Below are 25,841 nucleotides of genomic sequence, written 5' to 3'. Positions count from 1 at the left end.
CGGCCGGAGCGCTTGAACGTGGCGACTCTGCGGAGGATTGCCGCGCCGGCCGGCGCGGCCTCCTACGGGCGAGCGCGACGCCGCGGCTCAACCGCCGTCGAACGCGGCGTCGACGTCGGACACCGGACGCGGTTCGTCGGGCTCGCCGTCGGGGTCGCGGAGTCGCCTGTGATACCAGACGACGTCGTGCCAGTCCCCGAGTTTGAAGCCCGCAGCCGGAAACTCCCCGATGCGCTCGAAGCCGTGTCGCTCGTGAAACGCCTCGCTCTCGGGGTTCGGCATTCCCAGGGCCGCGTAGGCGCCACAGTACCCCTGTCGGCGGAGCGTGTCCAGCAGGCGGTCGTAGAGCGCCGTCCCGATGCCGCCGCGCTGCGCGCCGGGGTCGACGTAGACCGAGGTCTCGACGACCCAGCGATACGCCCGGCGTCCGCGGAGTCGACTGCCGTACGCGTAGCCGACGACCTCGGCGTCGGCATCGTCGCTATCGACACCCGCGTCGCTGTCGCGTCCCTCGCCGACCGCGACGTACCACGGGTACTCGTCGTCAGCGCGTTTCTCGCGGATCTCCTCGGCGACGTGTTCGACCGAGGGGACCTCGGTGCGGAACGTCGCCGGCGTGTCGCGGACGAACGGCGCGTAGATGTCGCGGACGGCGGTCGCGTCCGCCGGCCGGGCCGGACGCAGTGTCACGTCTGAGTCGGCATCGTCGGTCATATTTCGACGGAGGCCCCGCCCGATAACGCCTCTTGCGGTCTCGGTCGGTTCGATGGGTGGCCTGCGGCAACCGCGCGCCGTCTCCGACCGGAACCGAGAGAGTGAGCGTTTTACCGCTCGGCCGTCTTCGTTCGGCTATGACCGATCCGGCCGACCTCTCCGTGACGCTCGTCGACGGCTACGTCGACGAGCCGGCGCACTTCGGCGTGCCGCCGTACATCTCGACGTACCCGCGGTTCACGGCCGGTGCGATCGTCGACGCCGGCGTCCCGGAGTCGAACGTGACGTATCACACGATCGACGAACTCCGCGAGGAGCGGAGCAAGTGGGCAGACGTCGCCGACGCCGATCTGTTCGTCTACCTCGGCGGGATGACCGTCCCCGGAAAGTACGTCGGCGGAACGCCCGCCGAGCCCGACGAGGTGCGGGAACTCGCGTGGGTCGCCGAGGGCGTGTCCGTCATCGGCGGGCCGATCCGCTTCGGCGTCGGCGAGGAGAACGCCGGCGCACAGGAGATGCAGCGGCAGGACCTCGACTACGATTTCCTCGCGATGGCCGACGTCGAGGCCGCGGCCCACGACCTCGTCGATAGCGGATTGGAGGGATTCGAGAACCGCTACCGCGACAACGAGGAACTGGACCGCTGGGCCGCGAAGGGGGCGTTCGTCGTCGAACAGCACCCGAACCACCCCGACTACCTCATCTGCGAACTGGAGACCTCACGGGGCTGCGCCTACCGCTGTTCGTTCTGCACGGAGCCGATGTACGGCGATCCGGCGTTCCGAACCCCCGAATCGGTCGTCGGCGAGGTCGAGGCGCTGTACGACCGCGGCGTCCGACACCTCCGGCTCGGTCGCCAGGCCGACATCCTCGCGTACGGCGGCGACGGGGAGGCACCGAACCCCGAGGCGCTGCGGCGACTGTACGGCGGGATCCGGGAGGTCGCGCCCGACCTCAGGACGCTGCACCTCGACAATATGAACCCGATCACGGTGGTGAACTGGCCCGAGAAGGCCAGAGAGGGAATCCGCATCATCGCCGAGCACAACACCCCGGGCGATACTGCCGCGTTCGGTCTCGAATCCGCTGACCCGCTGGTGCAGGAGGAGAACCACCTGAACGTCACCGCCGACGAGTGCTTCCGCGCGATCGAGATCGTCAACGAGGAGGCGGGCTGGCGTCCCGGCGACGATCCCGCCGACGCGCCGACGCACGGTCCCGACGCCGCGAATCGGCTCCCCAAACTCCTTCCGGGGATCAACCTCTTACACGGGCTGAAGGGCGAGCGCGCGGAGACGTTCGAGCACAACAAGCAGTTCCTCCAGCGCGTCTACGACGCCGGGCTGATGGTCCGACGGATCAACATCCGGCAGGTGATGGCCTTCGAGGGGACGGAGATGGCCGACGAGGGCGCGAACATCGCGAAGGCGCACAAGAAGCGCTTCAAGCAGTACAAACGCGAGGTCCGCGAGGAGATCGACCGGCCGATGCTCCGACGGCTGGCGCCGGTGGGGACGGTGCTGCCGGACGTCCACCTCGAATACCACCAGGACGGGCGGACGTTCGGTCGACAGCTCGGCACGTATCCGCTCCTCGTGGGCATCCCGGGCGAGCGCCCGTTGGGGACGACGGTCGACGTCGCGGTCGTCGACCACGGGTTCCGGTCGGTCACCGGGGTTCCGTACCCGCTCGATCCCAACGCGGCGTCGATGGACGAACTCACCGCGATTCCGGGAATCGGTGACCGGACCGCCGGTGACATCGTCGTCAATCGGCCGTACGACTCCGCGGCGGCCGTGCCGAGCCCAGAAATCGATTTCGCGACGTTTACCGGCGAGTATCCGACGGAGGAGCACCCGCGCGCAGACTAAGGATGGAACCGGACCTCAGACCTCTTCTTCGATCACTTCGCCGACCGCGAAGTTCGACTTGACCTCGCTGACCTCGATCTTCACCCGGTCGCCGACCTCTGTGCCGGGTACGATAATGACGTATCCCCGCTCGACGCGGGCGATGCCGTCGCCCTGCTTGCCGATGTCCTCGATCTCCACGTAGCGAAGTTCTCCGGGCTCGACCGGTGGCTGCGGCTCGGAGGACGGACGATCTGTCTCGGTCGATTCCGACTGGGACTCGACCGCACGAGAGATGAGCGCGACGCGGTAGGCCTCGCCGGGTTCGATCGATCCGGTCTCGACCTCTCGCTTCGGCACTTCGACGACGTAACGGTCTTCTTCCTCACGAACATCCGCGTTGAACAGACACAAGAGCTTATCTGAGATTTCCACCGTGTAGACCTCCGGTGGTAGGTCTCAGCGAACTGTTAAAGTAGTACCGCCCGATCCGGCGTCAGCGTGTATGTCCCCCACCACCGTCGTTCGGTTTGGGATTCGCCTATCCGGTTGGCCCGCTCACTGCCGCGTGAAGTCGCCGAACGTCGTCTGGAGGCCGGCGGCCATCGTCGACTTGCGGCGGAGCGTCGGAAGCGACACCGGGAGGTGCTCCGTGACGCCGCGGACCGCTCCCGCGAACGTCTCCGCGGTCCCGCGTTCGTCCTCGAAGGCGTCGCGGACGGTCTCGCGCACCTGCCAGACGCCGACGGGGCCCCAGTAGTCGTCGGAAACGTGACGCAGGACGAGCGCCTTCGCCTGCCGGCCGCGCTCCGCCAGGTGTTCGAGCACGCCCAGACGGGCGGCGTGGTACGCGCCCGCCGTCTCGTCGACGTAGCCCGTCCGGCCCTCTCGGCCCTCGCTGTCGGCGGCGAGGTACATCCCGGCCTCGGGATCCGGGTTCCAGACGCTCCCCGGGGCCTTCATCTCGACGAGTTCGTACTCCCACTTCCCCGGCGCCAGGATCACCCAGAAGGCGTTGCCCAAAAACTCGTTGCGGTGGATCTCGACGCCGTCGATCCCCGGGTTCGTCCGGATCTTCCCCCTGAGGAACTGCCCGACGGTGTCGTCGACGGCGGTGATCGACCACCGCGTGGGGACGAGTCGGCGCTGTTCGGTCTGCCCGAGCGCGCCCGCAGAGAGGATCGTGTTGATGTCGTAGACGTCGAAGCCGCGCCGGTAGAGGTAGTTGATCGCCCCCTCGGCGTTCCAGTCGTCGTCTTCGAGGGTCTTCTCGACGAGGCGCGGGACGTGGGGGTTCTCGGCGAGGTCCGCCGACTGGGCGCGGGCGCGAGGGCCGACCGGGGTCGCGACGTCCTCGACGCCGACGTCGAGGTCGACGTCGGGCCGCTCGTCGAGACCGATTTCGACCGTCACCGGCCGGTCGGCGATCGCGACCTCCCGCTGGGTTCCCAGAAACCCGTTCCAGGAGTCTGCGACGTTCGTCACCTTCTGCGAACGGTTGGAGTTGAGAAGGGACGTCCGCCGCGAGAAGACGTCGTCGATCGAGACGCCCTCGTCGTACCACGCGCCGGAGGTCGAAAAGCGCTCGGCGTCGTCGTCGTGGCCGACCGGAGAGAGCAGCCCCGTCGAGACCCGCGGGTAGTTCGAGGTGCCGACGAAGATCGACGGCGAGACGCCGCCGTACAGCGAGTCGCCCTGGAGCGTCTCCTCGAAGCGGTCCTGAAACGTCTCCAGGTGATCGAGGATGTCGTAGGACTTCTCCTCGGCGAGTCGCCGACGCTCCGCGCGCTCGTTGCGTTCGAGGTCGACGTACTCGTCCAGTTTCATCGCGTGGTAGTGGGTCGGCGACGGATATGAACCTTCGGCGTCGGCTTCGTCGTCGATACCCCGACCGCGGCCCCGGACCACCACCGGCCGCTTACTCTCAGTCGGCACCCTGCTTCCCGGTTCGTCCCGTCTCCCCAACGAGCGGATCCGTCGATGAGGTCGCGGCGATCAGCCGCAGGAACTGCCCGGCGTTGGTGAGCAGTTTGTTCTCCGCTTTCCGGAGGTGCTCCTCGTACGTCGAACGCGCCACCGATGTCTGGGCCGCGAGCGCTCGGAGCGACGTCCCCCGCGGCTGTTCGTAGTACCCGCTGTCGAGCGCGAGGCGGAGGGCCGCCAACTGCCGGTCCGTGAGATCCTCGAACAGTCGGTCGACGGGGGCCAGCATACTGTGCGGCAGCGGCTGTTCGTCGATCGCGGTCTTCGAGAGGACGTCGATGTCGCGGTCGGCCTCCAGGTTCCGCAGGAGCCCCCGCACGTCGTCGTCGTCGAACGCGAGGACCGTGTAGTGTTCCCAGCCGTGTCGGTGGACCGTGGGCGGCTGGTAGAGGCAGTTGAACGACTCGAAACGCTGGAGGATCGAGTCCTCCAGCGAGCAGAGACACGACTGGGTGACGACGTGGAGCCCGTCTTCGCCGATCGACTCGTGTAGGACGGTCCCGATCCGGTCGATTCGTTCGACGAGAGCGTCCGTTGGTGTTCCCTCCGCGGTGATCTCGAGTACCTGACAGTCGCTCAGGTACCACTCCCGGATCGTGAGATCGGGGTGGGCCTCCGAGAGTTCTCGGTACGGGCACTCGTGTTTCACCCGGAACGACGCCTGATAGAGGCTCATATCGTCACATCGGCTTCGAGAATCATATCACTGCCGGCTATGTCCGGCACTACTCATATGCCAGGCTGTGCACTATGCTTTCACAGATGAATAAAATCGCCTCGGAGGAACTCACTACTCGGTTACGGGCCGAGAACCGCACGGGACACGGCCTTGAGGTCCGACGCAAGTCGGCGCACGTCGATCGGGAGTGTCAGGGCGGGGCCGGCCGCGTCGACGTCGGGGTCGACGACTCCGTTGTCGAAACGGACGCCGGGACGCGCTACGGGAACCGTGAACGGCGTTCCTGGCGCACGGACGAACCGCTGATTCCGCCGTCGAACCAGTCCAAACCGGTCGAATCGCCCGGCCCGTCCGCGAGCAAGACCAACGGCGCGATCCGTGCAAGGTCCGCGCGCCGGCACCGCTCTCGGAGCCGACCACCGTGGTCGACCGCGTGCGAACGCCAGAGTGTGCTATGAGCGACACGGCGCGCATCAAACAGGGGATTCGCGAGCACCTCGGGCAGTTCTCGCTGCACGTTCTCCTTGTGTTCGCGACCGGACTGACCATCGGATCCGAACGCGCCGTCGTTCCCGTCCTCGGCCGCGACGTACTGGGCGTCGAATCGATGTTCGTCATCGGCTCGTTCGTCGTCTCCTTCGGGTTCGTGAAGGCGCTTCTCAACCTCTACGCCGGCAAGTGGGGCGAGGAGTACGGACGGAAACCCGTCCTGGTGCTCGGTTGGGTGACCGCGCTTCCGCTGCCGGTCATCCTGATCTTCGCGCCCAGTTGGGCGTGGATCACCGTTGGGAACGTCCTTTTAGGGGTCAATCAGGCGCTGACCTGGAGTATGGCGATCAACGCCAAAGTCGACCTCGCGGGACCGGACCAGCGCGGCTTAGCGGTCGGCATCGACGAGGCGTTCGGGTACGGCGGCGTTGCCGTCGGCGCGTGGATCACGGGCGTCGTCGCCGGGCAGACGGGGCTCCGCCCGGAGCCGTTTTACTTCCTCGGTGCGGTCGTCGTCCTCGCTCTCCTGATCGCCGTGTTCCTGATCAGGGAGACCGTGCAGTATGCGCAGGCAGAGGGCGACGAGGAGGACCGCGACGCCAACCTGCCCTTCGACGAGGTGCTCAAGCGGGCGACCTACGGCGACCGGACCCTGTTCGCGGCGGCGCAGGCCGGCCACATCGAGAACTTCGTGGATACGCTCTTCTGGATCGCCGTTCCGCTGTATCTCACCAGTCGGGGGCTCGGAATCGAAGCCGTCGGCGTCGTGGTCGGCGTCCACAGCGCGATGTACTTCTCCCAGATCGGAACCGGCGGCCTCGCAGACCGCATCGGCCGGCGTCCACCGGTCATCGCCGGGATGTTCCTCGCCGGTGCGGGCGTCCTCGCGATGGCGTTCGTCGACTCGTTCCTCTCTTGGGCCGTCCTCGCTGCGGTCGCGGGGCTGGGGATGGCCTTGCTGTATCCGAACCTGATGACCGTCCCCGGCGACGCGGCGCATCCGACGTGGCGGTCTGCGGGGATGGGCGTCTACCGGATGTGGCGTGACTCGGGGTACGGGGTCGGCGCGATTCTGATCGGTCTCACGATGGAGTTCGTGGGCCTGGAAGCCGCGTTCTACGTGACGGCGGCCTCGATGTTCCTCTCGGGTGCGCTCGTCGTGCTGTGGATGGAGGAGACGCATCCCGAGTTCGGAACGCACGAACCGCCCGCTCCGGCGGTCGATTCGGCGTCCGCCTCTGGAGACTGAATCACTGCCACGTCGACCGCGGATCGGGGATCCTAACTGTGGATGCCCATCGCTTCGATCTGTTCTTGGTATCGATTCCGGATGGTGACTTCGGTCACCTGGGCGACGTCGGCCACCTCGCGCTGGGTCTTCTTCTCGTTGCAGAGCAGTGATGCCGCGTAGATCGCCGCCGCCGCGAAGCCCGTCGGGGACTTCCCGGAGAGAAGCCCCTTCTCCGAGGTCGTCTCGATGATCTCGTTGGCCTTCGATTGGACCTCCTTCGAGAGTTCCAGTTCCGAGCAAAAGCGCGGCACGTACTTCTTCGGGTCGACCGGCTTCATCTCCAGGCCCAGTTCCTGCGAGATGTAGCGGTACGTCCGGCCGATCTCCTTTCGGTCGACCCGGGATACGTCCGAAATCTCCTCCAACGACCGGGGAATGCCCTCTTTCCGACAGGCGGCGTAGAGCGCGGAGGTCGCGACGCCCTCGATCGAGCGGCCGCGGATGAGGTCCTCGTTGAGCGCGCGCCGGTAGATGACGGAAGCGACCTCTCGGACGGACCGAGGAACGCCCAACGCCGACGCCATCCGATCGATTTCGGAGAGCGCGAACTGAAGGTTTCGCTCGCCGGCGTCCTTCGTTCGAATGCGCTCCTGCCACTTCCGGAGCCGGTGCATCTGCGAGCGCTTCCGTGAGGATATCGAGCGCCCGTAGGCGTCTTTGTCCTTCCAGTCGATCGTCGTCGTCAGCCCCTTGTCGTGCATCGTCTGCGTCGTGGGCGCGCCCACGCGGGACTTCTCCTGGCGCTCGGAGTGGTTGAACGCCCGCCACTCTGGCCCGGGGTCGATCTGCTCCTCCTCGACGACGATCCCCGTCGGTTCGTGAATCAGTTCGCCGTCTCCCGTGCGGACGAGGTCTTCCTCGTCCATATCCTCGAAATCGATGTCGTCTTCCGCTTCGTCCGCCTCGTCCTCGCGTTCTCCCTGCCATCGCGTCCTCTCGACGTCCTGTTCCCGCTGGCGGGTGGGCCGTGTCATCGCATTTTTATATTCGCTGTCTCGACGGATTTAAACCCTCCGCCGAATGGCGGGATACGGCCGAAGACGATTCCCGTTGCGGAACGAGCGTTTATATAAGAACGAGCGGCCACTCGTCGTGTGATCTGAAAACGACCCCGCGTCGAATCGCGGTTGCTCGGCACGTCGACGCGGGGACCGGCGAGAAAGTTGCCGCCGACGCGGGGAACGACGACGAACTGAGACCGTCGCTGGGGGACCGGCGGCACCGACGAGACCCTCGTCGCGAGCGGGTGCCGACTGTCCGCCATTTCACGTTCGAGGCCGGCTCGGCAGCGACATCAACTCGGCCACGAGGGCCGTCCGTCCACGCCGGTCAGGACCGTTCCGACATCGAACCCTTCTTTCGCGCTCCCGCAGTTGTTCGGGTATGCCGAGTGTCGACTGCGACCCCGACGTCGCGCGCGACCGACTCGAAGCCGCCGGCGTCGCGGTCGAGGCGGGGAACACCGACTACGAGCGATGGCGCGCCGAGCGGGGCGAGGCGACCGCCGTCGCCTACGACGACAAAGTGGTCGTGCAGGGGTCCCGCCCGACGGACCTCTTAGCGCTGCTCCGGGCGGAAGAGGGCGGACGCGCACACGTCTACTTCGACGGCGCGAGCCGGGGCAATCCCGGCCCCGCAGCGATCGGGTGGGTGCTCGTGACGAGCGACGGCGTCGTCGCCGAGGGGAGCGATCGAATCGACGAGACGACCAACAACCGCGCGGAGTACGAAGCCCTCGAACGGGCGCTCGAAGCCGCCCGCGACTACGGGTTCGACGAAGTGGACGTCCGCGGCGACTCGCAGCTGATCGTCCGGCAGGTGAAAGGCGAGTACGACACCAACAACCCGGAACTGCGCGAGCGTCGCGTCCGGGCCTTGGAACTGCTGGACTCCTTCGACCGGTGGTCGCTCGAACACGTACCGAGAGCGGTAAACGACCGCGCCGACTCACTAGCGAACGAGGCGCTCGACGATGCCTGACGAACGGATTCCACGTGACGACCGCGGAGAGAGCACTGCCGAGCAGACAGAGAGATCAGACGGCGATCCGCCGGCCGAGACGGGCGGAGACCGCGGGACAGGCGGCGAGCGGTCGACCGCGTCTCCACCCGAAGGGGTCGTCGGGGAGGCCGAGCGACTGACCCGACTGGCGAGAGAGGCGGCGGTCGAGGAGGCCGCCGCGGCGTACCGCGAGCGACGCGACGGTCTCGTCAGCGATCACGACTTCATTGCGCGCGTGCGCGACGAGGACGACACGCTGGTGCTCCACCCCGACGAGTGGGTCGAGGACGGCGTCGTCCAGTTCGAGCGGATCGAGGACACCGACCGCGCGGTGGAGGTGTCGCTGTCGGGACCGGACCACGGCGCGGAGTGGGAGACCGTCGAAGCAGCCAACCAAGCCATCGTCGACGCCGTCGAGAGCGCGCACGGTCCCGACCACGCGGCCAACGTCCGTGCCTTCGCGGACTTTATGAGTAACCACTACCTGAAGCGCGTCGACGACGCCACCGAGGCCGAGAGAGAGGAGTTCCTCACGGAGTACTACCGGCGAAACGCCTGGCCGTCGGAAGCGCAGGAATCCATCGTCGCCGAGAGCGTCGACCTCGTGGACGACGTCGGCGACGACGTGCCCGGATCCTGAATCGCCGACGGTGACTTATCGGTGCGCTTCGACGAGGTCGGAAAGCTCGGCGGCGCGTCCCTCGTCCGCGACGAACTTCGCGAACATCCAGTCGAACTGATCCAAGAGCGCGTCGTGGCCCTCCTCGGTGAGTTCGTACTGGTTCGTCCGCTTGTCGAGTTCGCTCTTTTCGATGAGCCCCATCTCGACGAGGTCGTCGAGGTTGGGGTACAGCCGACCGTGGTTCACTTCCGTCCCGTAGTAGGTCTCGAGCTGTCGCTTGATAGCGAGCCCGTACATCGGCTCCTCGGAGAGGATGACCAGGATGTTCTGCTGGAACGCCGTCAGGTCGCGCACCACACTGTTTGCCTCGGTAACTGTTTGTGCCTCTGACATACCGGAATGAAAGTCGCCGGGATATTTAACCCTTCTCAACGAGGAATTACGTTGACGAATATCGACCGTCTCCCGTCCGTCTGCGGCCTTAGCCGACTGATTGGCCCGACGAAACACGGACTGAATTAGGACATATCTGTATATCTACCGACAAAATAGATATTATTCGACGAATACCACCAGAGCATCAACTCAGTCGAAAATTCATTCAGATAGGTGTGGACACGTGACACAGGGCCTGTGTCGGGACGATGCGAAAGGACTTTTTGCTCGTTCGGAGACTGACCAGGTATGTCGAACCTCTGGGAAGACATCGAGACTGGGCCGGACGCCCCGGACGTCGTCTACGCTGTCGTCGAGTGTCTGAAAGGCGAACGGAACAAGTACGAGTACGACAAGGACGTGCCCGGAGTCGTTCTGGATCGGGTGCTCCACTCGAACGTTCACTACCCCTCGGACTACGGGTTCCTCCCGCAGACGTACTACGACGACGAGGACCCCTTCGACATCCTCGTCCTCGTCGAGGATCAGACGTTCCCGGGCTGCATCATCGAGGCGCGCCCGGTCGCGTTGATGGAGATGGACGACGACGGGGAGAAGGACGACAAGGTGATCGCCGTCCCCGCCGAGGACCCTCGATACGACAACGTTCAGGACGTCGACGACCTCACGGACCAGCAGAAGGCCGAAATCGCCGAGTTCTTCGAGACCTACAAGAACCTCGAGGAAGGCAAAGAGACCGAGACGCTCGGCTGGGACGACGCCGCGGCCGCGAAGGACGCCATCGAGCACGCGATGGACCTCTACGAAGAACACTTCGCGTAACGTCCGTTTCAGCGGTTTCGTTTCTGTAACGCGCTGCTGCGGGCACTACCGCTCGTTTCGGATGCGTTTCTCACCTGCCGCATCTCCGACGCCCTATTTCGTCCGCTGCGGGTGTCTCTCCAGACGGGTCGACGGCCCGCGCCATACCCCTCAGTAATCTCTCGCGCTCGCCGGGATAAGTTATGCGTATGGGTAATCTTTTGTCGGCGGGACTCCTACCGACGACTGTTATGGCCGCGAGCAAACCGCGCCTCGGCATCGCGCACCCGACGGTCGTTCCCGGCGAACGCCGTGCGGACGGCGACGGCGGGGCTCAGACCGAGCAGGCCGCGAGCGACGAGCAACCAGCGGATGCCGAAGGCGGGCAGGACGCGTAGGCCACCGCTCGCCCGCGAGATCGAAGCGCGAGCACTCCGGTAGACGAGGGGAACCGCTTTTACTCCCGCCGTGACTACGGGGAGTGATGGCTACCTGCGACGAGTGCGGGGCACACGAGAATATGCCGTACCAGTGCCGACGGTGCGGTCAGAGCTTCTGCGCCGAGCACCGACTCCCGGAGAACCACGACTGTCCGGGGCTCGGCGACTGGAACGACCCCTCGGGAGTGTTCGATAGCGGGTTCGACGAGACGGTTCGGAACCGCGGCGGTGGATCAGAGTCGGACGGCCTCGTCGCCCGGATTCTCGGCACGGGCGGCCCCCTGGGTTACTTCCGCGGGAATATGAGCTACGTCTTCCTCGGCGTGATGTGGGTGACGTTCCTGCTCCAGTACGTCGTCGGGTTTCTGCTCACGGGAACGTTCAATCCGTTCGTTCACGCGACCAATTCTTCGTGGCAGGCGATTTTCGTCCTCTCGCCGGGGCACATCGAGTACGTCTGGACGTGGGTCACGTCCATCTTCGCTCACGGAGGCTTCACCCACATCGCGTTCAACAGCATCGCGCTGTACTTCTTCGGCCCCGTCGTCGAGCGCTATCTCGACACGAGACGCTTCACGGCGCTGTTCTTCGGCGCGGGCATCGTCGCCGGCCTCGCCCAGGTCCTCTCGACGCTCCTGACGGTCGGTCCCTTCGGCGCGGGCGTCGTCGGGGCGTCGGGAGCGATTATGGGCGTTCTCGGCGTTCTCACCGTACTGAATCCGAACCTGAAGGTGTATCTGTACTTCATCATCCCGATGCCGCTGTGGGTGTTGACGTTCGGGTTCGCCGCGTTCAGCATCATCGCGGGCTTCGGGGTCTCCGCGGGCGGCGGCCTCGTCGGCGGCAACGTCGCCCACCTCGCGCACCTGGCGGGCCTCCTGGTCGGGCTCGCCTACGGCGTGCGCGTGAAAGGTCGCGTCGGCGTCCCGAAGTCGTTACAGCTCGGTGGCGGCGGCCGGGGCGGGCCCGGCGGTCCGGGTGGCCCCGGCGGACGGTACTGACGGGATGAAACCGGCCCGCCCCGAATTCGTTCCGGACGCCTCCGCGACCCGCGAGGAGATGGAGGCGCTCCAGCGGGACGTCGCCGCGGACGCGACTTGGAGCGACGATTTCGACTTCGACCCCGGAACGGTCGGAAGCGACCGAACGACTGGGTCGGGCGTCGCGACCGGCCAACGGACGCTCTCGACCGACCACGGGGCCGCCTCCGCACCGCTCGTCGCCGGCGTCGATCAGGCCTTCCTCGACGACCGAGCGGTGAGCGTCGTGGTCGTTCGCCGCGGCGACACGGTGGTCGAACGCGCCCACGCCGTGACCGACTTGGAGATTCCGTACATCCCGGGGCTGCTGGCTTTCCGCGAGGGCGGGCCGATCCTCGCCGCGTTCGCGGAACTGACCTGCGAACCGGACCTGGTCGTCTTCGACGGCAGCGGCCGCATCCACTACCGGCAGGCCGGACTGGCGACGCACATCGGGGTGACGCTCGACGTGCCGAGCGTCGGCGTCGCGAAGGGACTGCTCTGCGGGACGCCCGAGACCGGGGTCGACGGCCGGCCGGAGGGCTGGCGGACACCGATCCTCGCGGACGACGATGTCGAGAACGCCGCGCCGGGAACGAAGATCGGCCACGCGTTCCAGTCGCGGCAGTACGACTCGCGACCGATCGTCAACCCGATCTACGTCAGCCCCGGCCACCGGGTGCGCGTCGACACCGCGACCGACCTCGTCGAACGACTCTGCGCCGGCTACAAGCTCCCGGAGCCGACGCGTCTCGCGGACGCCCACGCCGACGAGGTGAAGCGCGGGCTCTCTGAGTGATTCTACTGCCTCAAATGCCCGCTTGAGTCACCACAAAGCCCTTTCTCGCCACTGCAGTTTGTCCTGGTAATGACGTTCACGAACCGCGCGCCGATCGCGCTGAGTCTCCTACTCCTGACGGCGGGGTGTCTGGGCGGCGTGCCAGCCGACAGTCCCGAATCGGAGGCGGCGACGCAGACGCCGCCGCCCACGGCAGAACCGCGGTCTCTGATCACCGACTCGGCGTCTCCGACCGAGCGGTCCCCGCCGGGGCCGACGCCGGGTGAGCGGACCCGGCCGGAGTCGACGTTCGAGGGGACCGCGGGCTGGTCGGAGCAGCCGGATCCCGACAAGGCGGTTCACGTGGAGAACCGGTGGAATCAGTCGGTCGAGATCCGGATCCGCGTCGTGCGCGAGGCGACGAACGAGACGGTCTACGACGAGACGGAGACCTTCGAGCCGGGTGCGGACCGCGATGTCTACAACCTCGCTGACGCCGACCCCGACGGGATCGAGTCCTTCCGGGTCACCGCCACCGCGCGGAACGCCACCGAGAGCGTCACGATCGAGACCCACGAGTGCCACGGGAACGCGTATGTGGAGATCACCGAGAACGGCGAGTTGTATCCGTACTACGCCATCTGTTGATCTGTCGGCCGATCGCCGCTCCGTGTCTCCACAAAGTCCTTTCCGGTCGGACTCGACCGCCGAACTGTGCCCTCTGCACGCGTCGCTCTGGTCTCGCTTACCGCCCTCCTGATCACCGCCGGCTGTCTCGGTGCAGTGCCGTCGAATACCCCGGATCCCGATAAGGCGGTGCAGTTGGAGAACGACTGGAATCGGAGCGTGGAAGTCGACCTGCGCGTCGTGCGCGAGGCGACCGACGAGACGGTCTACGAGGCGACCCACACGCTCGACCCGAGCGCCGAACGCGAGGTGTACGACGTCTCCGACGCGGACCCCGACGGCATCGAATCGTTCCGTATCGTCGCGTCGGCGCTGAACGCGACCGAGCGCACCACGATTTCGACGAACGCGTGCTACGGCGACGTCTACGTACGGGTCGATGCGGACGGCACTCTCGCCGTCTTCCACTCCATCTGCTGACCGCTCACACGGTCTCGGTGTCGCGACACTCCAGACCCGTCGTCCACCGACTCGAAAACACTTATTCGTGCGCTCGCACTCCGAACGCGTATGAGCGAAATCGTTGTCAGTCTCCCCGACGGCTCTGAACTGTCCGTCGCGGAGGACGCGACGGTCGAGGACGTCGCCTACGAGATCGGCCCCGGACTCGGCCGCGACACCGTCGCGGGCGTCGTCGACGGCGAACTCGTCGACAAGGCCGCACCGGTCCACGACGGCGCGGAGATCGTCATCGTCACCGACCAGAGCGGCGAGTACCTCCGCGTCCTGCGACACTCTGCGGCCCACGTCTTCGCCCAGGCGTTGCAGCGACTCCACCCCGAGGCGAAACTCGCCATCGGACCGCCGACGGACGAGGGGTTCTACTACGACGTCGCGAACGTCGATCTCGACGCCGAGGACCTCGACGAGATCGAAGCCGAGATGGAAGAGATTCTGGAGGAGGACCTCCCGATCGAGCGGGAGCTCCGTCCCCGCGAGGAGGCGATCGCGACGTACGAGGACAACCGCTACAAGCGCGAGATCCTCGACGACGAGGCCGCCGGCGAGGACCCCGTCTCGTTCTACGTCCAGGGCGACTTCGAGGACCTCTGTCAGGGCCCGCACGTCGAGTCGACCGGCGACATCGGCGCGGTGAAGCTCCTGAACATTTCGTCGGCGTACTGGCGCGGCGACGAGGACGAGGACACGCTGACGCGCGTCTACGGCACGGCCTTCGAGTCCGAGTCCGACCTCGAAGAGTATCTCACGCTCCGGGAGGAGGCCCAAGAGCGGGATCACCGAAAGCTCGGGCAGGAGCTCGACCTCTTCTCGATCCCCGACGTCACCGGCCCCGGACTGCCGCTGTATCACCCTAACGGCAAGAAGATCCTCGACGAACTCGGCGACTACGCTCGCTCGCTGAATCTGGACGCCGGCTACGACCCCGTCGAGACGCCGCACCTGTTCCGGACGGAACTGTGGAAGAAGTCGGGCCACTACGACAACTACGTCGACGATATGTTCCTGATGGACGTCAACGACGAGGAATATGGGTTGAAACCGATGAACTGCCCGGGGCACGCGACGATCTTCGATCAGAAGTCGTGGTCCTACCGCGACCTGCCCGTGCGGTACTTCGAGGACGGCAAAGTGTATCGCAAGGAACAGCGCGGCGAGCTTTCGGGGCTCTCGCGCGTCTGGTCCTTCACCATCGACGACGGCCACCTGTTCTGCCGCCCCGAGCAGATCGAGCAGGAAGTGAATCAGGTGATGGAGGCCATCTACGAGGTGCTCGACACCTTCGACCTCGACGCCCACGTCGCCCTCGCCACGCGCCCGGAGAAGTCGGTCGGCGGCGACGAGATCTGGGAGCAGGCCGAGTCACAGCTCCGATCCGTGCTCGAAAACCAGGGCATCGACTACGACCTCGAACCCGGCGACGGAGCCTTCTACGGCCCGAAGATCGACTTCGCCTTCGAGGACGCCCTCGGGAGAAAGTGGGACGGCCCGACCGTGCAACTGGACTTCAATATGCCCGAGCGCTTCGAGCTGTCGTACACGGGCGAGGACAACGAAGACCACCGCCCGGTGATGATCCACCGCGCGCTCTACGGCTCCTACGAGCGGTTCTTCATGGTGCTCATCGAGCACTTCGACGGGAAGTTCCCGCTCTGGCTCGCGCCCGAACAGGTCCGAATCCTGCCGATCAGCGACGACCAACTCGGCTACGCCCACCGCGTGAAGAACGAACTCGGCGACTTCCGCGTCTCGGTGGAGGACCGCTCGTGGACGCTCGGACGGAAAATCCGCGAGGCCCAGGAGGACCGCGTCCCGTATATGATCGTCGTCGGCGGCGACGAGCAAGAGGCGGGGACGATCTCGGTCCGCGACCGCAAGGAGCGGGAGGATCAGGACGTCGAGATCGAGACGTTCCGCGCGCACCTCGAAGCCGAGTACGAGGAGAAACGGATCGAACCGGACTTCCTGGACGAGTAGCATCCACCCACCTTTTTGCAAGGAGTGGTCGCGCTGCGCGCGACCACTCCTTGCAAAAATCTGGACCAAAAAGATCCGACTCCGCCGTCTCCGGAAGAGCAGAGCTCTTCCGTGCTCCCGTTCGCTCCTGTCAGTCGCTCACGGGAACTCCGACGGCTCCGTCGGTGAACCGCTCGCTCACTCCGTTCGCTCGCGGATGTTCAAGACAGGGATTCTATTTATCGGCCCAGATTGCTATCAAGGAACTGTTCGACCACCTTCGGGCCAGCTGGGGGCCCGTTGCTCGTGCGATCCTTTGGCGGTGAGCCACGTCCGTTGTTTGACTTGCAGCCCTTGGTCGTATAGACAGTCTGGTCAATGACTGGTTTCTGAGTGAGATCGTCGAATCCGAACCCGTGTCCAAGCGGATCGAGTTCGTGGAACGACGCCTCGACGCACGCATCCCGAAGTGCCTCGTAGAGAATCTCGCTCTGTTCGTACGGAACGAGCCGGTCCTGGCGACCGTGCATCAGCAGCATCGGGGCGGATCCATCCTCGACGTACGTGATGGGATTCGCGCGAGCCACTTTTTCGGGAGCCTCAGTAATTTTCTCCCCGATGAGCATCGATTCGGGTGAGTTACGAGCGTTGTGTGGAATGAACCCTTGAGCACCCGAATCGTTGCTGTCCTGTTCATCCATCAACAGCAGATCAGTGGGTGGATACCACGGTACTGCGGCCTGTACCGCACCGCTCTGTTCGGTGGCAACTGTCGGATTGATATCGTACACGTCTCCTTCGACTTCTTCGACGTCGTCTACCGCCGCCGCCAGGGCCGACAAGTGGGCGCCCGACGACGAGCCCCACGTCGCGACGTTGTCGACGTCGATGTTGTACTCTGAGGCGTGGGCTCGCAGCCACCGGATTGCGGCTTTCACGTCTACGATGTGGTCTGGGAACTTCCCTTTCGGGTTGATGTCGTTGGGCGGGAAGAACGGATCGATGTCGTCAGGAACGAACGAATAGCGATGATCGATCGTCGCCATCGCGTATCCGCGACTGGCGAAGTACTCCATCAGGTCTGGAGTCGATTTGCGTGAACCGGTAATCCACCCTCCACCGTGGATATACACAACGAGTGGTGTCGGCTCCTTACTATTCGGATGATAGTACAGATCCAGTTCTAAATCACCTGCAGTCCGATTCTCACCTGCTTCACGTGTTGCGTACGTGAGGCCCTCGTTGAAGGAAATGTCGTCTGATGGTGTGGGCGCTTTTCCGTTGCTTGCGGTTACCGATCCGGTAGCTCCCAAAAGCACTGTACCACCAACCGCCATCTTTCCCAAGAAACCTCGCCGGGATGTTGATGATCTTTTGTCACTCATACGGCGGCATATGATATATGTTATCACACAGTTAGTGTGTGCCAATAAGCAACCCTTGCTGGTAATCGAGTTACTCGCACGCACGAGCTGGTGGTTGATTCACCGAATTGGCGCTGAAAGAAACGGCTCGTGGAACCTTCTGGACGGCCCATCAGTCGGCGTCGTGGCCGAAGCCACTCGTCGTCGACCCGTAGAGGTCCTCGGAGGCGACGTCGCGTTCGAAGGTGAGCCCGCGACCGCGTTCGATGACTCGGCAGCTGAAGGTCAGCATCGGGTTCCGCGGGGCGAAGTGCACACCGCCCACGCCCAGTCGCTCGCGGACTATCTCGTGTTTCACGAGGAGGAAGCCGGCGAAGATCCCCAGGAAGCCGAGGACGGTGGTTTCAGTGACAGTCTGCCCGAGGAGGGCCCAGCCCGCGAGCGCGGCGACGATCGGCTGGAAGTAGCTCACCAGGTTGCTTTCGGCGGGGCCGACTCGCTCGTGCAGCGCGAAGTAGATCAGGAAGCCGAGCACGCCCGAGAAGAGCGTCAGGTACGCCAGGGCGGCGACGGCGGTCGTCGTCCACTCGACGGTGGCAACGGACTCGCCACGGGCTATCGAGCCCGCGAAGAGCGCCGCCGCGCCCACGAGCATCGCCCACGCCTGCATCGACACGTCGGCGAGCGTCGTCCGCAGCGGCGTCGAGAGCACCGATCCGAGCGCGAAGGCCGCGGCCGCGACGAAGAGGAGTCCGATCCCGAGGACGTCGGCGGTGAGGAGCCCCCCGAGGTCGAAGTCGGCGACGACGGCGACGCCGACGAGGCCGAGCAGGAAGCCGCCGACCGCGACCGCGTCGAGGGAGTCGTCGAGGAGCACGGCCGCGAACGCCGCGGTCAGCACCGGCGAGAGGCTCACGACGACCGCGGCGACGGGGCCGGGAACCGAGAGTTGGCCGAGGTAGAGGAGAGCGTGGTACGCGCCGACGAGGAACCCGCCGACGACGGCGACGTTCAACCACTCCGTGCGGCCGCGGGGGCGCAGCCGATCGGTCGTGACTGCGGCGTACGCGAGGACGAGCACTCCGGCGAGCGCGTAGCGAAGGGCCGCGAAGAAGAGCGGCGGCACGTGGGCGAGTCCGGCTTCGATGGCGACGAACGACAGTCCCCAGACCGTCGCGAGCGCGACGAAAAGCGTCGCGTCGGGCGGGAGAAACTGTGAACGAATACGACGTAACATAGAGTATATTTCCTTATATCCGGACAAAGTTAAACTAATCTATAAGATACGAGTGATAGATGATTTTAGATTCTATAGAATACGCTATTTCTGAGTGAGGCCGTACCACGGGGTGGCCGGAAGTCGGGGGTCTGTCCGAGTGGGCTGCGCCCGGCAGCGCGGGTAGCGTTCAAGTGGTTCGGCCGCGTACCTGCATTCAGACAGTGCAGGTGAACCACTTCGAGGCCGCCGCGTGCGCGGTGGACGTATGAGCGGAACGAGCCCCGTCGTCGTCGCCAAACGGGTGGACGGCGGCGACGACGCCGATCTGACCGAGATCGCGGACCTCGCGAGCGCGGCCGGCTACGACGTCGTCGGCCACCTCTCGCAGTCGCGCGAGGAGGACGCCGCCTACCACTTCGGCGAGGGAAAAGTCGAGGAACTCGCGGCGTTAGTGAGAGAAACCGACGCCCAGGCGGTCGTCGTCGACAACCGGCTGGGCCCGTACCAGACCTATAACATCGGCGGGAAACTGCCCGAGGGCGTCGAGGTGATCGACCGCTTCACGCTCATCCTGGAGATCTTCGGCCAGCGCGCGAACACCCGGAAGGCGCAGTTGCAGGTCGAACTCGCGGAACTGCGGTACGAACTCCCGCGCGCGGAGGCGAAGGCGTCGCTGGCGAAGCGCGACGAGCGCCCCGGATTCATGGGGCTCGGCGAGTACGACGAGAGCCGCGAGCGCGACATCAAAGCGCAGATCTCCCGCATCAAACAGGAACTCGACGCGATTGCGGATAAAGAGGAGACGCGCCGCGAACAGCGCCGGGAGTCGGGCTTCGACCTCGTCGCGCTCGCGGGCTACACGAACGCGGGCAAGTCGACGCTGATGCGACAGCTCGCCGACGACCTCGACGTCTCCGAGAACGAGGATCTTCACCCGGACCTCGATCCGACCGCCGAGTCCGAAGATCGCCTGTTCACGACGCTCGGGACGACCACACGCCGCGCGGACACCGGGACGAGAGACGTGCTCCTGACCGACACCGTCGGCTTCATCTCCGATCTGCCACACTGGCTCGTCGAGTCCTTCGAGTCGACGCTGGATTCCGTCTATCGTGCAGACCTCGTGTTGCTCGTCGTCGACGCCTCCGAGTCAGTCGCGGAGATGCGCGAGAAACTCGTCACCTGTCACGACACGCTCTACGAGCGCAACGAGGCGCCGATCGTCACCGTCCTCAACAAGATCGACCGGATCGACGACGAGGAGCTGGCGGAGAAGCGCGCGGCGCTGGAGGCGCTCGCGCCGAACCCGGTCGCCGTTTCGGGGCTGACTGGCGAGAACGTCTCGGAACTCACCGCCCGGATCGAGGCCGAACTCCCCGACTGGCGCGAGGAGCGCCTCCTCCTGCCGCTCTCGGACGACGCGATGAGCCTGGTCTCGTGGCTCTACGACCACGGTAACGTCGAGCAGGAGGAGTACACCGGTGAGGAGGTGCTGGTCGAGTTCGCCGCCCGCCCGGCCATCGTGGAGAAGGCGCGAGCGAAGGCGGCCGAGGTGCACGCGCCGACGCGGTCCGCGGACGCCGGCGACGTCTCGGAGGCGAGCGTCGACAGCCCGTAGGGCCCCGCTCGACTCGTCCTCCGATCAGTCTCGGCTCAGTCCGATCCCTCGACCGCTCGCTTCTCCTTCGTGACGACTTCGACGCCGTCGATCCGCGTTCCGGGATACTGTCCCGCGTCGTCTTTCTCGGCCGCTTTCACCATATCCCAGACGACGTTGAGCCCAGTCGTGACGCCTTCCAAGGCTTCCATCTCGCAGCCGGTCTTGCCCGTCGTCTCGACCGTGACGGTGAGAACGACGCGTTCCTCGCGGACGTCGAAGTCGGTGTCGACGTTCGTGATCGGAATCTGGTGGCACATCGGGATCGTCTCCCAGGTGTGCTTGACGGCCTGGACCGCGCCGATACGGGCGGTCGCGAGCACGTCGCCCTTCTCGACCTCGTCGTCGCGGATCGCCCCGATCGTCGACGACGAGAGGTGAATCTCTCCGCGGGCCACGGCGCGCCGCTTCGAGTCGGGCTTCGAGCCGACGTCGACCATCTGGACGTCGCCCGTCTCGTCGACGTGGGTCAGTTCCGCGTCGTGGTCTCCCTCGTCCCGTCCACCGCCGTCGGGGCGCGTCGCCGATTCGTCGTCTCCGGACTCTCCCGTCTCTTCGCCGCTCTGCTCTCTCGGTTCTCCGTCGATAGTTTCCTCAGTGGTCATTGCGTTTCACTCCGCAGGGCCGCGGGTAGTCGATCGATCAGGTCCGTCGCAAGGAGGCCGTACCCGTTCGCCTCCACCGCCTCGTCGCCGGCGCGGCCGTTCGCGTACGCGGCGACGGCGGCCGCCTGGAGCGGCGGGAGGACACAGGCCAGCGCGCCGGCCGCGCCCGCGAGCACGTCGCCGGTGCCACCGACGGTCATCCCCGGATTCCCCGTCCGATTCACTCTCGTCTCGTCGCCGTCGGAGATCACGTCGTAGGCACCCTTCACGAGCAGGACGTGTCCGAGGTCGTCCGCGAACGCCGCGACCAGGTCGGACCGGGCCCGCCAGTCGTCGTCGGTCTCGCCGCCCATTTTCCGCAACTCGCCCTGATGGGGCGTACAGAGCAGCGTCGCGTCGGTCTCGATTCCCGGAACGACCTGTAGCGCGTCGGCGTCGACGACGACGGTGCCGTCGTACTCCTCCAGGAACTCCTCGACGGCCGCGAGCGTCGCCTCGCGATTCCCCAGACCGGGCCCGAGCACGGCCACGTCGTGTTCGGCCGCGAGCGAGAGGACGTCCTCGACGTGCTCGCTCGCCAGGTGATCCCCGTCGTACGGCCGGAGGATGAGGTTCTCGCTGTAGCCCTGGATCTCCCGGGCGACCGACTCGGGGCAGGCGACGCGGACGAGATCCGCACCGGCGCGGAGCGCGGACTGCGCGGCGAGCGCCGGCGCGCCGGTGTAGGGGCCGCCTCCGACGACGAGCACCTCGCCGAAGTCGCCCTTGTGGCTCTGCGACGGTCGCCCCAGCGCGAGCAGGTCGCCCGGCCCGGTGAATCGCTCCGCGGCTTCCGGGATCCCGATGTCGGCGACGGTGACGTCGGCGTCGAGGGCCTGCAGGCCCGGCTTCTCGTCGTGAAACGTCACCACGCGGTCGGCGTCGACGGCGACGCCCGCGGACTCGCCGGTGTCGGCGTCGACGCCGGAGGGCACGTCGATCGAGAGCACCTGAGCGTCGAGGTCGTTGATCGCCTCGGCGGCGGTCGCCGCCGGCTCGCGGAGCGCTCCGGTCACGCCGGTGCCGAGCATCCCGTCGACGACGACGTCGGGGTCGGCCAGATCGAGATCCGCCGAGTCCGTCACCGTCTCCGCGTCGTACTCCGCCGTGCGGAGCGCCTCCCAGTTCTCGCGGGCGATGTCCGTGGCGATCGATTCCGGCCGGCCGAGCAGACGGACGGACACATCGTAGTCGTCGAGGAACCGCGCCGCGACGAAGGCGTCGCCGCCGTTGTTCCCGCGTCCCGCCACGACCGCGACCGCTGCGCCCGGATCGGCGAGCCGTCGGACCCCGCGGGCGACGGCGTTGCCGCTCGACTCCATCAACTGCTTCCGCGGGACGCCGAGCGCCTCGGCGTTTCGATCGACGGCAGCCATTCGGTCGCTCGTGATCATCGTCGGCCCTTCGGTCCGAACCGACCTAAAAGGCGACGGGTCGGTGGCCCCGCTCGCGGGTGGTACGACTTTCGTCCGATGACGCCTCGCAGGTGCGTGACCTGATAGATCACGCGTGACTGAATGTGTGTCGAAAATCCGAAAGGTTTAGGTCCGAGAATCCGGAATCAGATGGTATGTCGGGTGTGCTACCGTCTGAAACGGAACGAGGTGCGACCGAAGACGACGGTGGCGACTTCCGCGTCCTCCCGCTCGACGACGACGAAGCCGCCCGACTCATCAACTGCCTCGCCGCCGACACCGCCCGCTCGACGCTCGCGGCCCTCCAGAACGACTCCGCCACCGCCTCCGAACTCGCTGACGCCGTCGGGACGTCGCTGCAGAACGTCAGACACCACCTCGACAACCTCCGAGAAGCCGGCCTCGTGCGCGTCGTCGACACCCGCTACTCAGTGAAGGGTCGAGAGATGAAAGTGTACGCTCCGGCGCGCGACTCGCTCGTCGTCTGCGTCGGCGAGTCAGCGGACGTGGACCGCGCCATCGAGTAAGCCAGTTCGGTACCGGGCCAGAGGTCGACTCGTCACTCCCGACCAGGGACGGTCGGCCAGGGCGCGGGTCCGCCGGCGGTTTCTCTGTCTCGGCCGAGGCTTCAAATACGATGCCGGGGCCATCACCGACACCGATATGAACGCCGCGGCGCGACTGCGAGACGTGAGTTGGCAGGCGGTCTTCGGTCACGACGAGCCCTATCCGGAGCAAGCCGACGGCATCGAGGCCGCCGTCGACGCCGCCGAGGAGAACGGCTTCCTGGTCGTCGAAGGGGCGTGCGGAACCGGCAAGACGATGCTCGCGCTCACCGCGGGCATCGACCGGGTGCGCGACCCCGACTCCGACTACGAGCGCGTGCTCGTCCTGACGAGCGTCAAGCAGCAGCTCAGGCAGTTCGAGTCGGACCTGCAGACGATCAACAGGGCTCTTCCCGACGATTGGCAACCGGTCTCGGGGCTGACGCTCGTCGGGAAGGCCGACGTCTGTCCGTACAGCCGCGAGGGCGTCGCCGGTATCGACGACGAGACGGTGTACGACCGGTGTGAGGGCCTCCGCGAGCGGACGAGGAACCTCGTCGGAGACGGCGGCGAGACCTCGACCGGCACGCTGGTCTCGGAGGCCAGGCAGACCCAGACCGGACTCCTGGATTCGGGAGCGACTCGGGGCCCCGACTACCTCTCCACCGCGGGCGAGCCGACGCCGTACCTCCCCGAGACGGCCGAGTACGGCGACACCGAGTACTGTCCGTTCTACGCGACGTTCCTCGACGACGTCCCCGACGACGGCGACCCCATCGAAGCCATCCCGTTCGATCTGACCGAGAAGGGGCACGTCGACCCCGCGGAACTCGTCCGACTGAGCGCGGGCTACGGGACGTGTCCGCACTCGGTGATGGGTGCGGTCCTGCCGCACGTCGAGGTCGTTCTCGGGAACTACTACCACGCGTTCGACCCCACGACCGTGGGTTCGTTCACCGGCGCGCTCGTGGACGAGGAGACGTTCGTCGTCTGCGACGAGGCGCATATGCTCGAACCGCGGGTGCGCGACCTGGTGAGCGACGGCGTCGCCGACGCGACGCTACGAGACGCCGAGAACGAACTGACCCGCGTGATCCAGCCGGTCGAGTTCGCCGAGGCCGGAAAGTCGACCGCCGGCGGCGACGGGGGCGACGCCGCGTCGAGCGCCGACGCCGACCTGGTCCGCGGCGAACTCGACGACGCGGACGTGACGCTCCGCGAACTCCGCGAGACCCGCGCGTTCGTCTCCGACCTCCGCTCGGAACTCGACCGTCGCGTGCGGGCGCATCTCGATCGGACGCTCCCGGACTGGCGCGCGGATCTCTCACGACTCGACGACGACGAGATACCCCTCCGAGAGCCGGAGGAGCCCGCGGTCGACGAACTGACCGAGTGGGCCGAAGCCGCCGGCCACGACGAGGCGACCTGGCTCCGCGCGGAGTCCGTCGGCGCGGTGGTCGCCCGCATCCTGAACGAGGCCGAGGACGACGACGTCCGGCGGGCCGCCCCCGCCGTCGGGCGGACGCTCGCGAACTGGGCTCGAACCGATCACGTGGCGTACTTCAGAGAGATCGAACTAGAGCGGACGTGGGACGAGACGGAACGGGAACAATCCTGGCGGCGCGCGTACAACGCCCGACTCGCGCTGCACAACTGCGTTCCGGGCGAGGCCATCGCCGAGCGACTGGGCGAGTTCGGCGGCGGCGTGTTGATGTCGGCGACGCTGGAACCGATGGACGTCTTCCGCGAGGTGACTGGACTGGACGCGCTCGCGGACGCCGGTCGACCGGTCGAGGAGCGGACGTACGGCCTCTCGTTCCCGCGGGAGCACCGCGCGTCGTTCGCGGTCGACGTGCCGAAGTTCACCCACGAGAACCGCGGCCGACGTGGTGAGGACAACCCGACGCGGCGCGCGCACGTCGACGCCGTCTGCGAGATCGCGCAATCGCCGGGAAACGTCCTCGTCGGGATGCCGAACTACGCGGAGGCCGCGTGGATGGCGGAGGCGCTGTCGGAGCGCCTCGATCGGCCGGTCCTACTCGACGAGTCCTCCGGCGACGACGCGACGGAGTCGCTGAAAGACGAGTTCTTCGGCGGCGAATCGAAAGTGCTGGTCACGAGCCTCCGCGGCACGCTCACCGAGGGCGTCGACTACCGCGGCGACAGGCTCGCCGCCGCCGTCGTCTGCGGCGTCCCGATAATCGACACGTCGAGTCCGCGGACCCGCGCCCTGCGGACGGCGTACGACCGACGGTTCGGCTCCGACGGACAGGGCGGCCGCAGCGGCTTCGAGACGGCGCTGACCGTGCCGGCGGTTCGGAAGGCCAGGCAGGCGATTGGGCGCGTCATCCGCGGTCCCGACGAGGTTGGCGTCCGCGCGCTCGTCGACGCGCGGTACGCGAGGGCCTCTTGGGACAGCGTCCGGGAGTACCTGCCAGAGCCCGAGCGCGCGGAGTTCGACCCGGTGAGTCCGGACCTGCTCGGCTACGGCGTCGAGCGGTTCTGGTCGTCGACCGACGACGACTGACGAGCGACCGTCGCGCCGGCGACCTCGAAACGAGTCCAGCCCCGGCCGAACGCACGGTCCAGGCGAGGCGGTGGGACGCCGATTACGCCTCGTCGGCCGCGGCGACTTTGCACTCCTCGGAACAGAAATGCTGCGTCCGGACGCTCCCGTCTTCGACCCAGGTGACGACGCGGTGCGTCGGCGATTGAATTATCTTCGATCCGCAACTCGCACACGACGGCGCGTCGGCTTCGTCTATGTCCTCTCCGAGGTCGGAAGTCGGATCTACCATCTCTTGGAGACGGTGGCACGTACGCCCACTTGAC

The 25,841-nt window shown here is 66.4% G+C and carries 25 protein-coding genes; 14 read left to right on the top strand and 11 right to left on the bottom strand.

Translation table 11 applies throughout. The annotated features are described in order from the left end of the window. Window positions 1-87: 87 nt before the first annotated feature. Window positions 88-714, bottom strand: coding sequence for a GNAT family N-acetyltransferase (locus tag NO360_RS11275; protein WP_256307907.1), 627 nt, complete (start codon window positions 712-714; stop codon window positions 88-90). Between the two features lie 137 nt (window positions 715-851). Between NO360_RS11275 and NO360_RS11270 the strand changes: the two genes are divergently transcribed. Further along, window positions 852-2,585, top strand: coding sequence for a radical SAM protein (locus NO360_RS11270; RefSeq protein ID WP_256307906.1), 1,734 nt, complete (start codon window positions 852-854; stop codon window positions 2,583-2,585). 15 nt (window positions 2,586-2,600) lie between these two features. Here NO360_RS11270 and NO360_RS11265 read toward each other — a convergent pair whose 3' ends face one another. From NO360_RS11265 to NO360_RS11255, 3 genes are all read right to left on the bottom strand, one after another. Beyond that, window positions 2,601-2,999, bottom strand: a complete 399-nt coding sequence (locus tag NO360_RS11265; protein ID WP_256307905.1) for a TRAM domain-containing protein — start codon at window positions 2,997-2,999, stop codon at window positions 2,601-2,603. A gap of 123 nt (window positions 3,000-3,122) precedes the next feature. Continuing rightward, the gene (gene nreA / locus NO360_RS11260) at window positions 3,123-4,391 is read right to left on the bottom strand and encodes a DNA repair protein NreA (protein ID WP_256307904.1); all 1,269 of its coding nucleotides are present in this window, start codon (window positions 4,389-4,391) and stop codon (window positions 3,123-3,125) included. Between the two features lie 97 nt (window positions 4,392-4,488). After that, complete coding sequence (locus NO360_RS11255; RefSeq protein WP_256307903.1) at window positions 4,489-5,223, bottom strand: helix-turn-helix domain-containing protein; 735 nt, start codon at window positions 5,221-5,223, stop codon at window positions 4,489-4,491. A 457-nt stretch (window positions 5,224-5,680) separates the two neighbouring features. On the opposite strand from NO360_RS11255, the gene NO360_RS11250 reads away from it, so the two are divergent. Then, the gene (locus tag NO360_RS11250) at window positions 5,681-6,964 is read left to right on the top strand and encodes an MFS transporter (RefSeq protein WP_256307902.1); all 1,284 of its coding nucleotides are present in this window, start codon (window positions 5,681-5,683) and stop codon (window positions 6,962-6,964) included. A gap of 32 nt (window positions 6,965-6,996) precedes the next feature. On the opposite strand, the gene NO360_RS11245 is transcribed toward NO360_RS11250, so the two are convergent. Beyond that, on the bottom strand, window positions 6,997-7,980 hold the full coding sequence (locus NO360_RS11245) for a transcription initiation factor IIB (RefSeq protein WP_103991584.1): 984 nt from the start codon (window positions 7,978-7,980) through the stop codon (window positions 6,997-6,999). 409 nt (window positions 7,981-8,389) lie between these two features. Between NO360_RS11245 and rnhA the strand changes: the two genes are divergently transcribed. Together rnhA and NO360_RS11235 are read left to right on the top strand one after the other, a co-directional pair. Beyond that, window positions 8,390-8,986: a ribonuclease HI gene (gene rnhA / locus NO360_RS11240; RefSeq protein WP_256307901.1), complete on the top strand. Its 597-nt coding sequence runs from the start codon at window positions 8,390-8,392 to the stop codon at window positions 8,984-8,986. Next, window positions 8,979-9,647: a DUF7108 family protein gene (locus tag NO360_RS11235; protein ID WP_256307900.1), complete on the top strand. Its 669-nt coding sequence runs from the start codon at window positions 8,979-8,981 to the stop codon at window positions 9,645-9,647. Before rnhA ends, NO360_RS11235 begins: the two co-directional genes overlap by 8 nt. A gap of 15 nt (window positions 9,648-9,662) precedes the next feature. On the opposite strand, the gene NO360_RS11230 is transcribed toward NO360_RS11235, so the two are convergent. Next, the gene (locus NO360_RS11230) at window positions 9,663-10,022 is read right to left on the bottom strand and encodes a PadR family transcriptional regulator (RefSeq protein WP_256307899.1); all 360 of its coding nucleotides are present in this window, start codon (window positions 10,020-10,022) and stop codon (window positions 9,663-9,665) included. A 291-nt stretch (window positions 10,023-10,313) separates the two neighbouring features. Between NO360_RS11230 and NO360_RS11225 the strand changes: the two genes are divergently transcribed. The 7 genes from NO360_RS11225 to thrS all read left to right on the top strand — a co-directional run bounded on the left by NO360_RS11225 (window position 10,314) and on the right by thrS (window position 16,186). Further along, on the top strand, window positions 10,314-10,847 hold the full coding sequence (locus NO360_RS11225; RefSeq protein WP_256307898.1) for an inorganic diphosphatase: 534 nt from the start codon (window positions 10,314-10,316) through the stop codon (window positions 10,845-10,847). A gap of 230 nt (window positions 10,848-11,077) precedes the next feature. Continuing rightward, window positions 11,078-11,224, top strand: coding sequence for a hypothetical protein (locus NO360_RS11220; protein ID WP_256307897.1), 147 nt, complete (start codon window positions 11,078-11,080; stop codon window positions 11,222-11,224). A gap of 86 nt (window positions 11,225-11,310) precedes the next feature. Beyond that, window positions 11,311-12,267 (top strand): rhomboid family intramembrane serine protease, encoded by a 957-nt coding sequence (locus NO360_RS11215; RefSeq protein ID WP_256307896.1) that lies wholly within the window; start codon window positions 11,311-11,313, stop codon window positions 12,265-12,267. Between the two features lie 4 nt (window positions 12,268-12,271). Continuing rightward, entirely contained in the window at window positions 12,272-13,084 is an 813-nt protein-coding gene (locus NO360_RS11210) for an endonuclease V (RefSeq protein ID WP_256307895.1), read from the top strand. A gap of 69 nt (window positions 13,085-13,153) precedes the next feature. After that, window positions 13,154-13,711: a hypothetical protein gene (locus NO360_RS11205; protein ID WP_256307894.1), complete on the top strand. Its 558-nt coding sequence runs from the start codon at window positions 13,154-13,156 to the stop codon at window positions 13,709-13,711. A 66-nt stretch (window positions 13,712-13,777) separates the two neighbouring features. After that, window positions 13,778-14,170: a hypothetical protein gene (locus NO360_RS11200; RefSeq protein WP_256307893.1), complete on the top strand. Its 393-nt coding sequence runs from the start codon at window positions 13,778-13,780 to the stop codon at window positions 14,168-14,170. Window positions 14,171-14,260: 90 nt separating this feature from the next. After that, a complete protein-coding gene (thrS, locus tag NO360_RS11195) occupies window positions 14,261-16,186 on the top strand; it encodes a threonine--tRNA ligase (protein ID WP_256307892.1) in 1,926 nt (641 codons plus the stop codon). A gap of 218 nt (window positions 16,187-16,404) precedes the next feature. On the opposite strand, the gene NO360_RS11190 is transcribed toward thrS, so the two are convergent. Both NO360_RS11190 and NO360_RS11185 read right to left on the bottom strand, forming a co-directional pair. After that, window positions 16,405-17,550: an alpha/beta hydrolase gene (locus NO360_RS11190; protein ID WP_256307891.1), complete on the bottom strand. Its 1,146-nt coding sequence runs from the start codon at window positions 17,548-17,550 to the stop codon at window positions 16,405-16,407. A 151-nt stretch (window positions 17,551-17,701) separates the two neighbouring features. Continuing rightward, window positions 17,702-18,766: a DMT family transporter gene (locus tag NO360_RS11185; RefSeq protein ID WP_256307890.1), complete on the bottom strand. Its 1,065-nt coding sequence runs from the start codon at window positions 18,764-18,766 to the stop codon at window positions 17,702-17,704. Window positions 18,767-19,013: 247 nt separating this feature from the next. On the opposite strand from NO360_RS11185, the gene hflX reads away from it, so the two are divergent. Next, complete coding sequence (hflX, locus tag NO360_RS11180) at window positions 19,014-20,366, top strand: GTPase HflX (RefSeq protein WP_256307889.1); 1,353 nt, start codon at window positions 19,014-19,016, stop codon at window positions 20,364-20,366. Window positions 20,367-20,401: 35 nt separating this feature from the next. On the opposite strand, the gene moaC is transcribed toward hflX, so the two are convergent. Then, window positions 20,402-21,010: a cyclic pyranopterin monophosphate synthase MoaC gene (moaC, locus tag NO360_RS11175; protein WP_256307888.1), complete on the bottom strand. Its 609-nt coding sequence runs from the start codon at window positions 21,008-21,010 to the stop codon at window positions 20,402-20,404. Further along, a complete protein-coding gene (locus tag NO360_RS11170; protein ID WP_256307887.1) occupies window positions 21,007-22,443 on the bottom strand; it encodes an NAD(P)H-hydrate dehydratase in 1,437 nt (478 codons plus the stop codon). Before NO360_RS11170 ends, moaC begins: the two co-directional genes overlap by 4 nt. A 176-nt stretch (window positions 22,444-22,619) precedes the next feature. Here NO360_RS11170 and NO360_RS11165 point away from each other — a divergent pair, with 176 nt between their 5' ends. Together NO360_RS11165 and NO360_RS11160 are read left to right on the top strand one after the other, a co-directional pair. Continuing rightward, a complete protein-coding gene (locus NO360_RS11165; RefSeq protein WP_256307886.1) occupies window positions 22,620-22,991 on the top strand; it encodes an ArsR/SmtB family transcription factor in 372 nt (123 codons plus the stop codon). Between the two features lie 136 nt (window positions 22,992-23,127). Next, complete coding sequence (locus NO360_RS11160) at window positions 23,128-25,536, top strand: ATP-dependent DNA helicase (protein ID WP_256307885.1); 2,409 nt, start codon at window positions 23,128-23,130, stop codon at window positions 25,534-25,536. Between the two features lie 82 nt (window positions 25,537-25,618). On the opposite strand, the gene NO360_RS11155 is transcribed toward NO360_RS11160, so the two are convergent. After that, the gene (locus tag NO360_RS11155) at window positions 25,619-25,807 is read right to left on the bottom strand and encodes a DUF7576 family protein (protein ID WP_256307884.1); all 189 of its coding nucleotides are present in this window, start codon (window positions 25,805-25,807) and stop codon (window positions 25,619-25,621) included. Window positions 25,808-25,841: the final 34 nt, after the last annotated feature.

Source organism: Halobellus litoreus (assembly GCF_024464595.1).
GTDB lineage: Archaea > Halobacteriota > Halobacteria > Halobacteriales > Haloferacaceae > Haloquadratum > Haloquadratum litoreum.
Note: the sequence above shows the minus strand (reverse complement) of the source record. Positions and strands in the feature narration are given on the sequence as shown.